Here is an 11,892-nt window from a genome sequence, read left to right on the forward strand (position 1 = left end):
AGCAGGAGAGGCATAATGAGAACGCTGCTGATTATTGATGCTGGACTCGGACAGGCCCGCGCCTATATGGCGAAAACCCTACTGCGTGCGGCAGCGCAAAAAGCGCATCTGGAATTTATCGATAACCCCAACGATGCTGAACTGGTCATTGTGCTTGGTAGCGCATTGCCTGCTGACAGCGCGCTGAACGGAAAACAGGTGTTCCTCGGCGATGTCAATCGTGCGGTGGCTCACCCGGAGCTGTTCCTCGGCGAAGCCAAAGGGCATGCAAAACCGTACAGCGCACCGACAACGGTTGCTCCTGCTGCGACGGCGGGTATGAAGCGCGTTGTCGCGGTCACCGCCTGTCCAACCGGCGTGGCGCACACCTTTATGGCGGCTGAAGCCATTGAAACCGAAGCGAAAAAACGCGGCTGGTGGGTGAAGGTTGAAACTCGTGGATCCGTGGGTGCCGGTAATGCCATTACCCCGGAAGAGGTGGCCGAGGCGGATCTGGTTATCGTGGCGGCGGATATCGAAGTGGATCTGGCGAAGTTCGCCGGTAAGCCGATGTATCGCACTTCCACCGGACTGGCGCTGAAGAAAACTGCGCAGGAGTTAGATAACGCACTGGTCCAGGCCAAACCGTATCAGCCTGCGGGTAACGCGTCTGCGGCGAAAGAAGGCAAGAAAGAGGGGGCGGGTCCATATCGTCACCTGCTGACCGGGGTTTCTTACATGCTGCCGATGGTGGTGGCAGGCGGTCTGTGTATTGCGCTTTCCTTCGCCTTCGGTATCACTGCCTTTAAAGAGGAAGGTACGCTTGCCGCTGCGCTGATGCAGATTGGCGGCGGATCCGCCTTCGCCCTGATGGTGCCGGTACTGGCAGGTTATATTGCATTCTCCATCGCTGACCGTCCGGGTCTTACACCGGGTCTGATTGGCGGTATGCTGGCCGTCAGCACCGGAGCTGGGTTCATCGGCGGTATCATCGCGGGTTTCCTCGCCGGTTACGTGGCGCGAGCCATCAGTACCAAACTGAAGCTGCCGCCGAGCATGGAAGCGCTGAAGCCGATTCTGATAATCCCGCTGTTCTCCAGCCTGATCGTGGGTCTGGCGATGATTTATCTTATCGGTAAACCGGTTGCTGGCATCCTGGCGGGTCTGACCCACTGGCTGCAGACCATGGGCACCGCGAACGCGGTTCTGCTGGGCGCGATTCTTGGTGGCATGATGTGTACCGACATGGGCGGCCCGGTGAACAAAGCGGCTTATGCTTTCGGCGTTGGCCTGCTGAGTACCCAGACTTATGCACCTATGGCAGCCATTATGGCGGCGGGTATGGTACCACCGCTGGCGCTTGGCCTTGCGACTATCGTTGCTCGTCGTAAGTTCGATAAAGCACAGCAGGAAGGCGGTAAAGCGGCGCTGGTACTGGGCCTGTGCTTCATCACCGAAGGTGCGATTCCGTTTGCGGCCCGCGATCCGATGCGTGTTCTGCCATGCTGTATCGTTGGCGGCGCGGTGACCGGGGCAATCTCGATGGCCATTGGTGCAAAACTGATGGCACCACATGGTGGCCTGTTCGTACTGCTTATCCCTGGTGCTATCACACCGGTGCTGGGTTACCTGATGGCGATTATCGCCGGTACTCTGGTAGCAGGGCTCTCTTACGCGGTGCTGAAACGCCCGGAAGCTGAAGCGGTAGCGAAAACGGCGTAAGGTTGAAAGGCCAGATATGGCCGATAACACCTGAAAATAAAAAACCGGGGCTTTCCCCGGTTTTTTTATGCCACCGCTTCGGCGACCTGCTGCGCTTTCAGCCACGCAATCTCTTCTGCCCAGATATCCGGATTTACGGTTTCCAGAATCAGCGGAATGCCGTCAAAACGGTTGTCCTGCATTATCCAGCGAAACGCATCGTGACCAATGTTGCCTTCACCGAGGCTGTGGTGGCGGTCAACGCGGCTGCCGAAAGTGCTCTTGGCGTCGTTCAGATGCATCCCACGCAGATACTTAAAGCCGACGATGCGATCGAATTCAGCAAACGTTTCTTCACAGGCTTCTGTGGTGCGCAGGTCGTACCCGGCAGCAAAGGCATGGCAGGTATCGATACAGACGCCGACGCGGGATTTATCTTCGACTCCGTCGATGATGGCTGCCAGGTGTTCAAATTTAAAACCGAGGTTGCTGCCCTGACCGGCGGTGTTTTCAATGACCGCAGTGACGCCTTCGGTTTGTGCCAGCGCAATGTTGATGGATTGTGCAATCCGCGCCAGGCACTCTTCCTCCGGGATCTGCATCAGGTGGCTACCGGGGTGGAAGTTCAGCAACGTCAGCCCCAGCTGCTGGCAGCGGTAGAGCTCATCGATAAACGCTTCGCGGGATTTCTCCAGCGCTTCGGTAACCGGGTGACCCAGGTTAATCAGGTAGCTGTCGTGAGGGAGGATCTGGCCTGGCCCAAACTGGTATTTTTCACAGGCGGCTTTGAACTCGCTGATGACATCGTCAGTAAGGGGGGCAGCACGCCACTGGCGCTGGTTCTTGGTAAACAGGGCGAATGCGGTCGCTCCAATTTCTGCGGCGCGGATTGCGGCGTTAGCCACACCGCCTGAAGCACTCACGTGCGCTCCAATGTATTTCATGAGGGACTCCTGTTAAACCCTGGAGGAAAACCTCTATCATAGCGGGTTAACAGGCGTTTGACGTTATCTGAAATAGGGGTAGCGTAACCAAAATCCGTCGGGGACGGGAAGAGAAGCATGTCTGACAGTCATCTCAACCTGCCACTCTGAATCAGGAATGATGGCATCGTAGGCGTTCATGGAGAGGGTGTTATACGATTTTGATAGCCTATTGAGTTCTTTCAAAGTGTCGATGGTGTTTTGACAGGAGGCAAGGTTTTGCATCTCACAAAAATTGCTACTCACTTTCAATCTCCTTATTTGAAAGTGAGTAGCACAACACAACAAATTGGTTATAACTGAGACAGATGATCTAGAAAACACAGATTAGTATTTAATAAATATTCGCTAAATCAATCTATTAACCCATCAGGCTATGAATCACCAGGTTAATCGCGGCGCCGCCGATAATCAGCCAGGCGAACAGCATCAGCGCCATCAGCAGCGGTTTCGCACCGGCTTTTTTCAGGGCGCTGACGTGGGTGGTGAGACCCAGTGCCGCCATCGCCATTGCCAGCAGTACCGTATCAAGCGTTACCAGCGCATCCACCACCGCTTTCGGCAACAGGTGGAATGAATTGAAGATGGCAACCACAATGAACAGGATAGCGAACCACGGAATGGTGATTTTACTTTTCTCACCGTGACCGGCCGGGGCCAGCTGTTTAACGCGGGCAGCCATAAACAGCAGGAACGGTGCCAGCATCATGACGCGCAGCATTTTGGCAATCACCGCGGCGTTTTCAGCATCCGGGCTGATGGCGTGACCGGCAGCAACAACTTGCGCGACTTCATGCACCGTAGAGCCGATATAAATCCCGTAAGCTTCCGGGCTGAACCAGTGTGCTACCAGCGGATAAATGGCCGGGTAAAGGAAGATGGCGATGGTCCCGAAGATAACCACCGTAGCCACCGCAACGGTGACCTTGCTGGCTTCTGCTTTGACTACCGGCTCCGTTGCAAGTACCGCGGCAGCGCCGCAAATACTGCTACCAGCACCAATTAACCAGCTGGTGTGACGGTCAAGACCGAACACTTTCTGCCCAAGGAAGCAGGCAATCATAAAGGTACTGGTCAGCGTTAAAACGTCGATGACGATACCACCGATGCCGACGTCAGCAATCTGCGAGAACGTCAGGCGGAAACCGTAGAGGATTATCCCAAGACGTAACAGATGTTGTTTGGCAAACAGCACCCCGCCGTCACAGGGTTTCCAGATTTTTGGGTAGATCGTGTTACCGAGCAGCATGCCGAACAGGATGGCCAGTGTCAGAGCGCTGAACCCGGCGCCGGCGATGGCCGGAATGCTCCCGCCCCACAGGGCAACAGCGGTGATTGCAGCACTAAGCGCCAGCCCAGGAATGAAATGCCAGAGTGGGCGGCGGCGATGAGTATTTAAGGTGAGTTCAGTCATTTACTTCTCCTTTATCTGGCTCGAAGTGTATGCCTCACTGGTTTAAAAATAAAATTGATTATATATTTATAATCAATCGGAATATGCGATAAGCAACGTTTAATACAGGTATCCCTATGCACATCACGCTACGGCAGCTGGAAGTTTTTGCTGAGGTGCTGAAAAGCGGCTCAACGACGCAGGCGTCACAGATGCTGGCGTTATCACAGTCAGCGGTCAGCGCCGCGCTCACCGATCTGGAGGGTCAGCTTGGCGTTCAGCTCTTCGACAGGGTCGGGAAACGGCTGGTGGTCAACGAGCATGGTCGCCTGTTGTACCCGCGCGCGCTGGCGTTGCTCGAGCAGGCAACCGAGATTGAGCAGCTGTTTCGTGAAGATAATGGTGCTATCCGGGTGTATGCGAGCAGCACCATCGGTAACTATATTTTGCCGGAGGTGATTGCTCTCTACCGCCGCGATTTCCCTGAACTGCCGCTCGAGCTGAGCGTGGGCAACAGCCAGGATGTGATTAATGCGGTAGCGGATTTCCGGGTGGATATTGGTCTTATCGAAGGGCCATGCCACGCGGCGGAAATGGTGGCGGAACCCTGGCTTGAAGATGAGCTGGTGGTGTTTGCTGCGCCGGATTCACCGCTGCATAACGGTAAAGCCACTCTGGCGCAGCTGGCCGCCACGCCGTGGATCCTGCGCGAAAAGGGGTCTGGTACCCGGGAAATTGTCGACTATCTGCTGTTGTCGCATTTACCGGAATTCCATATGGGGATGGAGCTTGGTAATTCCGAGGCCATCAAACACGCGGTGCGTCATGGTCTGGGCATCAGTTGTCTCTCGCGCCGGGTGATTGCCGAACAGCTGGAAAACGGCACGCTGGCGGAGGTCAAAGTGCCGCTGCCGCCGCTTAAACGCACGCTCTGGCGCATTCATCACCGACAAAAGCACATCTCTAACGCGCTAAGCCGCTTTCTTAGCTACTGCGAGAAGATAAAAGAGCTGGATTAACGGTATCATTAGGACTTAACTTATAATTCGCGGCCCATCATGAAGGTCTCTTATAACTGCGCATTTCTGCCGGAAGGAAGCCATTTCCTCTGTTACAATCGCGCCTCATTTTTTGGATGGATAGTATTTTCACATGGTTTCTGAAACTAAAACCACAGAAGCGCCCGCGCTACGCCGCGATCTGAAGGCGCGTCACTTGACCATGATCGCCATTGGCGGTTCCATCGGTACAGGATTATTTGTTGCCTCCGGGGCAACCATTTCGCAGGCAGGCCCAGGCGGCGCGCTGCTTTCTTATATTCTTATCGGTCTGATGGTGTACTTCCTGATGACCAGTCTGGGCGAGCTGGCGGCTTATATGCCGGTTTCTGGCTCTTTTGCGACCTATGGTCAGAACTATGTGGAAGAGGGCTTCGGCTTCGCGCTGGGCTGGAACTACTGGTACAACTGGGCGGTGACTATCGCCGTTGACCTCGTGGCCGCACAGCTGGTGATGAACTACTGGTTCCCGGAAACTCCTGGTTGGATCTGGAGTGCGCTGTTCCTCGGTATCATGTTCCTGCTGAACTGGATCTCGGTGAAGGGCTTTGGTGAAGCAGAGTACTGGTTCTCGCTGATTAAAGTCGCCACCGTCATTATCTTTATCATCGTCGGTGTGATGATGATTGTCGGCATCTTCAAAGGCTCGCAGCCGGTGGGCTGGAGCAACTGGACAACCGGCGATGCGCCGTTTGCCGGGGGCTTTGCGGCGATGATCGGCGTCGCGATGATTGTTGGCTTCTCCTTCCAGGGTACTGAACTTATCGGTATCGCGGCAGGGGAGTCTGAGAACCCGGAGAAGAACATTCCGCGCGCGGTGCGTCAGGTGTTCTGGCGTATCCTGCTGTTCTATGTATTCGCTATCCTGATAATCAGCCTGATTATTCCGTATACCGACCCGAGCCTGCTGCGTAACGATGTGAAAGACATCAGCGTAAGCCCGTTCACCCTGGTATTCCAGCATGCTGGTCTGCTGTCTGCGGCGGCTATCATGAACGCCGTTATCCTGACGGCGGTGCTGTCGGCGGGTAACTCCGGCATGTACGCGTCCACCCGTATGCTCTATACCCTGGCGCTGGACGGTAAAGCACCGCGTATCTTCGCGAAGCTGTCCCGTGGCGGTGTACCGCGTAACGCACTGTATGCGACAACCGTGATTGCGGCGCTGTGCTTCCTGACCTCGATGTTTGGTAACCAGACCGTGTACCTGTGGCTGCTGAATACCTCCGGGATGACCGGCTTCATCGCCTGGCTGGGGATTGCCATCAGCCACTATCGTTTCCGTCGCGGCTACGTGATGCAGGGGAATGATATTAACGATCTGCCTTATCGCTCTGGCTTCTTCCCGCTGGGTCCGATCTTCGCTTTCGTGCTGTGTCTTATTATCACGCTGGGTCAGAACTATGAGGCCTTCCTGAAAGACACCATCGACTGGGGCGGCGTTGCGGCAACCTATATCGGTATCCCGCTGTTCCTGGTTATCTGGTTCGGTTATAAGCTGGCGAAAGGGACTCGTTTTGTAAGCTATAGCGAAATGCATTTCCCAAAAATCCCCAAAAAATAAGCCTCTTCTGATTAAAGCCCCCTCCATGCCGAGGGGGCTTTTTTTTGCCCATTCGGCAACGTCCTGAAATAATTGTTAACAATGCAATTGATAATCGTAATCATTATCTTTATTATCTTCGCAAAATTTCAGGATGAAGCCACTCCCCATCTCCCACCGAGGAATACCACGGTAAACGGGTGACCAGCCACATCTGCCAATAAAACGCCTCTGCCGGTCAGAGCAGAGCGCGATGTGAGTTACCCCTTTTTCGTTTGTTGTTGACCTCATGGAGATATGTAATGGTTAGGTTGAATCCTGGCGTGCGAGCCGGGCTCTGCGCCTCTGCGCTGTCCTTTGCTTTACCGGTTGTTGCTGCATCAGCTGATGAAAATGAAACGCTGGTGGTGACTGCATCAGCCACCGAACAGAGCGTGAAAGACGCCCCCGCCAGCATCAGCGTGATTACCGAGGAAGATCTGCAGCGTCGCCCGGTGAATAACCTGAAAGACGTGCTGAAAGATGTCCCGGGCGTGCAGCTGACTAACGAAGGGGATAACCGTAAAGGCGTCAGCCTGCGCGGTCTCGACAGCAGCTATACCCTGATTCTGGTCGACGGAAAGCGGGTTAACTCCCGTAACGTCGTCTTCCGTCACAACGACTTCGATCTCAACTGGATCCCGGTTGATGCTATCGAACGCATCGAAGTCGTGCGCGGCCCGATGTCCTCCCTGTACGGCTCTGATGCTCTCGGCGGCGTGGTGAACATCATCACCAAAAAAGTGGGCACCAAATGGACCAGCACCCTCAGCGCAGATACCACCATTCAGGAACATCGCGATCGCGGTGACACCTGGAACGGCCAGTTCTACACCAGTGGGCCGCTGGTTGATGGTCTGCTCGGTATGAAAGCCTACGGTAGCTTCAGCAAACGCGGTAAAGACGACCAGCAGTTGAGTAACAGCGGCACCGAAACACCGCGTATCGAAGGCTTCACCAGCCGCGACGGCAACGTCGAGTTCGCCTGGACGCCGAATGAGAACAACGACATTACCGCAGGTTATGGTTTTGACCGCCAGGACAGGGATTCTGACTCGCTGGACAAAAACCGTATTGAGCGTCAGAACTACTCTCTCAGCCACAACGGTCGCTGGGACGTGGGTAACAGCGAAATTCGCGTTTACGGCGAAAAAGTCGATAACAAGAACCCGGGCAACAGTGGACAGATCACCTCTGAAAGCAACACTCTTGACGGTAAATATGTGCTGCCGCTGGGCATGATCAACCAGATGGTGACCTTCGGTGGCGAGTGGCGTCACGACAAGCTGAAAGATCCGGTTAATCTCACCAGCAACAGTGGGGGATCTACTTCCGCCAGCCAGTATGCGCTGTTCCTCGAAGATGAGTGGCGGATCTTTGAACCGCTGGCGCTGACCACCGGTATCCGTATGGATGACCACGACACCTACGGCGATCACTGGAGCCCGCGTGCCTATCTGGTGTACACCGCAACCGACACGGTGACCGTGAAAGGTGGCTGGGCGACGGCGTTTAAAGCTCCGTCTCTGTTGCAGCTTAGCCCTGACTGGGCCACGAACTCCTGCCGCGGTAGCTGCCGTATCGTTGGTAGCAAAGATCTGAAACCAGAAACCAGCGAAAGCTTCGAACTGGGGCTTTACTACAGCGGGGAAGAGGGCTGGCTCGAAGGCGTACAGGGCAGCATCACCGCGTTCCAGAACAACGTGGAAGATATGATCAACGTTAACCGGACCTCCGACGCCAGCGAAGCGCCGGGCTATCCGAACTTTGTCGGCTGGTACACGGGGTCTAACGGTAAACGCATCCCGGTCTTCTCCTACTACAACGTTGATAAAGCACGTATCAACGGCGTGGAAACCGAGCTGAAAATTCCGTTGGGCGAAGAGTGGAAGTTGACGACAAACTACACCTATACCGATGGTCGTGACCTGAGCAACGGTGGCAACAAACCGCTGAAAGAGCGTCCGTTCCACACTGCCAACGGTCGCGTGGACTGGAACCCGTGGCAGGACTGGTCGTTCTACGTGGCGGCGAACTACTCCGGTAAGCAGCGTGCGGTCAACGCTTCCTCGAAAACGCCTGGCGGCTACACCACCTGGGATATCGGCGGTGCCTGGCAGGCAACGAAAGACGTGAAGCTGCGCGCGGGCGTACTGAACGTTGGGGACAAAGATCTGCAGCGTGACGATTACAGCTACAACGAAGATGGTCGTCGCTACTTCATGGCGGTCGATTACCGCTTCTGAGTGGTTTAAGCGGGTTTCCCGGTGCGCAGCACGCACCGGGATAATCTACTACGCCATCAGATGCTCCGCATGGAAGCGGAGATGATCCTCAATAAATGACGCAATAAAGTAGTAGCTGTGGTCGTAGCCGGGCTGAATACGCAGCGTTAACGGCCATGCCTTTTGTCGTGCGGCCTCTGCGAGTACCGCAGGCTGCAGCTGATCGGCCAGGAACTGGTCGCTGTCGCCCTGATCGATGAGCGTCGGGATCGCCTTCTCTTTATCGCTTGCCAGCATCAGCGCACAGCTGTCCCATTCCTGCCACGCTTTTTCATCCTGACCCAGGTAGGCGCTGAACGCCTTCTGTCCCCAGGGGACACTTGCCGGGTTAACGATGGGCGCAAATGCCGACACGCTGGTAAATCTGCCCGGATTTTTCAGCGCCATGATAAGCGCCCCGTGTCCGCCCATCGAATGGCCGCTGATGGCGCAGCGCGAGCTGACTTTAAACTGGCTTTGAATCAGAACCGGTAGTTCATCGCGCAGGTAGTCATACATACGATAGTGGGCAGCCCACGGCGCCTGACGGGCGTTGAGGTAGAACCCCGCGCCTTTGCCGAGATCGTAACCGGCGTCGTCGGCAACGTTATCACCGCGCGGGCTGGTATCCGGCATCACCAGCACAATACCGAGCTCGGCGGCGACCCGCTGCGCTCCGGCTTTGGTGGTGAAGTTTTCGTCATTACAGGTCAGGCCCGAGAGCCAGTACAGCACCGGTGGCGGAGCGTCGCTTCGCGTCGGCGGTAGAAAAATGCTGAACGTCATGGCGCAGTTCAGAGTGGTGGAGTCGTGCCGCCAGCGTTGCTGCCAGCCATCGAAACAGCGGTGCTCTTCAAGCATTTCCATGCAGGGCTCCCTGGAGATTTCGCGAAAATGGAGTTATCCATCATACAGATAATTCACCAGTGGTGAGTAACTTTCACTTCCGCATTCTCACCCTATGTTGCATCATAAAAGTAACTTTATTTTAACAATGCAGGAGGCAGGCATGGCACTGCGAATCGCCTTCAGCGGGTTTATCGTTCTGGTTGTCGTCATGGGAATAGGGCGGTTCGCCTTTACGCCGCAGGTTCCACTGATGATAGCTGACGGTCAGCTGACGCTTACCAGCGCCGGGCTGGTGGCGGCGATGAACTATCTCGGCTATCTGCTGGGGGCATGGGATGCAATGCGTACCCACCGGGGCGTTGAGGCGCGTCTGTGGGGCGGGCTGCTCGGCGCGGTGGTGCTAACGCTGCTCTCGGCGTGGCTGGATAACGCCTGGACTCACGGCCTGCTGCGGCTGGTCATAGGCTGCATGAGCGGTTGGGCAATGGTGCTCACCGCCGCGTGGACGAACGAGCGGCTGGCGCACTTTGGCAAACCGGGGCTGAGTGCCGCGGTGTTTGCCGGCCCGGGGGCGGGGATTGCCATCAGTGGACTGCTGGCGGTGTTTATCCAGTCACAGGCCCTGGGTGCTGCTGCTGGCTGGCTGCTGTACGGCCTGCTGGCGCTGCTGCTGGTCGCGCTGGTTGCCCGTTGGTTGCCGCGTCCTGGCGATTTGCATCGATCCGGTGAGAAACCGGCGCCGCTGCACCTGACACCGGCATTAAAACGGCCGGTGTGGAGCTACAGCCTGGCCGGGTTTGGCTACATTCTGCCAGCGACGTTTTTGTCACAAATGGCGGCACACCGTTTCCCCGGGAGCGTGTTCGCCCAGTTTGTCTGGCCGGTCTTTGGCGCAGCGGCAGTGGTGGGGATTGCTGTCAGTATTGCCACGCGCCACCTCGGGCACAGCTATCAGCGGCTGGCTATTGTGCTGTGGCTGCAAGGCGTGGGAGTGCTGGCGGCATGGCTGCTGCCCGGTATCGGCGGGCTGGTGACCGGCGCGTTGCTGGTGGGCGGCGGTTTTCTCTGTGCGGTTCAGCTTTCGCTGCTTTACGGTCGGGAGCTTGCGCCGAACCACACCCGCTATATGGCAGGGCTACTGACCACCGGTTACGCCGTGGGGCAGCTGGTGGGGCCGATGACGTCGGCGCTTTCAACGTGGCTTACCCATCAGCTGGAGCCCGCGCTGGGGGTTGCCGCCGTCGCGCTTCTCATCGCAGGCGTGCTGGTCTGGCGTCCTGCTCGTTGAAAGGCGGCAGCAATTACAATAATTATCGTTACGACTACTGGATTATGTGCGCCGCCTCACGCAAAATGAGGGCGCACTTTACCCCACGAAGGGTAAAGGTTGTCACACCTGCAGGAGAATAAAGATGTCATCACTGAGTAAAGAAGCCGCACTCGTTCATGAAGCGCTGGTAGCTCGTGGGCTGGAAACACCGCTGCGCCCGCCGGTGCACGAGATGGATAACGAAACCCGCAAGCGTCTCATTTCCGGGCATATGACCGAGATTATGCAACTGCTGAATCTTGATCTGAGTGACGACAGCCTGATGGAAACGCCGCATCGCATCGCCAAAATGTACGTCGATGAGATTTTCTCCGGGCTGGACTACGCCAACTTCCCGAAAATCACCGTCATTGAAAACAAAATGAAGGTAGATGAAATGGTGACCGTGCGCGATATCACCCTGACCAGCACCTGTGAGCACCATTTTGTGACCATCGACGGTAAAGCCACCGTGGCCTATATCCCGAAAGATACGGTCATTGGTCTGTCGAAAATCAACCGTATTGTGCAGTTCTTTGCCCAGCGTCCGCAGGTGCAGGAACGTCTGACCCAGCAGATTCTGACCGCGCTGCAGACATTGCTGGGTACTAATAATGTGGCGGTGTCGATTGATGCGGTTCACTACTGTGTGAAAGCGCGCGGCGTGCGTGATGCCACCAGCGCAACCACCACCACCTCACTCGGCGGCCTGTTTAAGTCCAGCCAGAACACTCGCCAGGAGTTCCTGCGCGCTGTGCGTCACCACAACTGATT

The 11,892-nt window shown here is 56.1% G+C and carries 9 protein-coding genes; 6 read left to right on the forward strand and 3 right to left on the reverse strand.

What is annotated here, in order from left to right; genetic code table 11:
* Positions 1-15: 15 nt before the first annotated feature.
* On the forward strand, positions 16-1,701 hold the full coding sequence (gene fruA, locus GYRE_RS15255) for a PTS fructose transporter subunit IIBC (RefSeq protein WP_038256358.1): 1,686 nt from the start codon (positions 16-18) through the stop codon (positions 1,699-1,701).
* 65 nt (positions 1,702-1,766) lie between these two features.
* Here the strand turns inward: fruA and nfo are convergent, their stop codons facing one another.
* Together nfo and GYRE_RS15270 are read right to left on the reverse strand one after the other, a co-directional pair.
* Positions 1,767-2,624, reverse strand: a complete 858-nt coding sequence (gene nfo, locus GYRE_RS15260) for a deoxyribonuclease IV (protein ID WP_006820863.1) — start codon at positions 2,622-2,624, stop codon at positions 1,767-1,769.
* Positions 2,625-3,024: 400 nt separating this feature from the next.
* Entirely contained in the window at positions 3,025-4,077 is a 1,053-nt protein-coding gene (locus tag GYRE_RS15270; RefSeq protein WP_038256363.1) for a YeiH family protein, read from the reverse strand.
* A 116-nt stretch (positions 4,078-4,193) separates the two neighbouring features.
* Here GYRE_RS15270 and yieE point away from each other — a divergent pair, with 116 nt between their 5' ends.
* The 3 genes from yieE (at position 4,194) to cirA (ending at position 8,942) form a co-directional block, all read left to right on the forward strand.
* Positions 4,194-5,075 (forward strand): DNA-binding transcriptional regulator YeiE, encoded by an 882-nt coding sequence (gene yieE / locus GYRE_RS15275; RefSeq protein ID WP_006820859.1) that lies wholly within the window; start codon positions 4,194-4,196, stop codon positions 5,073-5,075.
* Positions 5,076-5,208: 133 nt separating this feature from the next.
* Positions 5,209-6,678: an amino acid permease gene (locus tag GYRE_RS15280; protein ID WP_006820858.1), complete on the forward strand. Its 1,470-nt coding sequence runs from the start codon at positions 5,209-5,211 to the stop codon at positions 6,676-6,678.
* Positions 6,679-6,959: 281 nt separating this feature from the next.
* Positions 6,960-8,942 carry a catecholate siderophore receptor CirA gene (cirA, locus tag GYRE_RS15285; protein ID WP_038256365.1) on the forward strand — a complete coding sequence of 661 codons (1,983 nt, stop codon included), beginning with the start codon at positions 6,960-6,962 and terminating at the stop codon, positions 8,940-8,942.
* Positions 8,943-8,990: 48 nt separating this feature from the next.
* Here cirA and fghA read toward each other — a convergent pair whose 3' ends face one another.
* On the reverse strand, positions 8,991-9,827 hold the full coding sequence (gene fghA, locus GYRE_RS15290) for an S-formylglutathione hydrolase (protein WP_038256367.1): 837 nt from the start codon (positions 9,825-9,827) through the stop codon (positions 8,991-8,993).
* A gap of 142 nt (positions 9,828-9,969) precedes the next feature.
* On the opposite strand from fghA, the gene GYRE_RS15295 reads away from it, so the two are divergent.
* The gene (locus tag GYRE_RS15295) at positions 9,970-11,097 is read left to right on the forward strand and encodes a YbfB/YjiJ family MFS transporter (RefSeq protein WP_038256368.1); all 1,128 of its coding nucleotides are present in this window, start codon (positions 9,970-9,972) and stop codon (positions 11,095-11,097) included.
* Between the two features lie 124 nt (positions 11,098-11,221).
* On the forward strand, positions 11,222-11,890 hold the full coding sequence (folE, locus tag GYRE_RS15300; protein WP_006820852.1) for a GTP cyclohydrolase I FolE: 669 nt from the start codon (positions 11,222-11,224) through the stop codon (positions 11,888-11,890).
* Positions 11,891-11,892: the final 2 nt, after the last annotated feature.

It is taken from the genome of Yokenella regensburgei ATCC 49455 (assembly GCF_000735455.1).
Classification (GTDB): domain Bacteria; phylum Pseudomonadota; class Gammaproteobacteria; order Enterobacterales; family Enterobacteriaceae; genus Yokenella; species Yokenella regensburgei.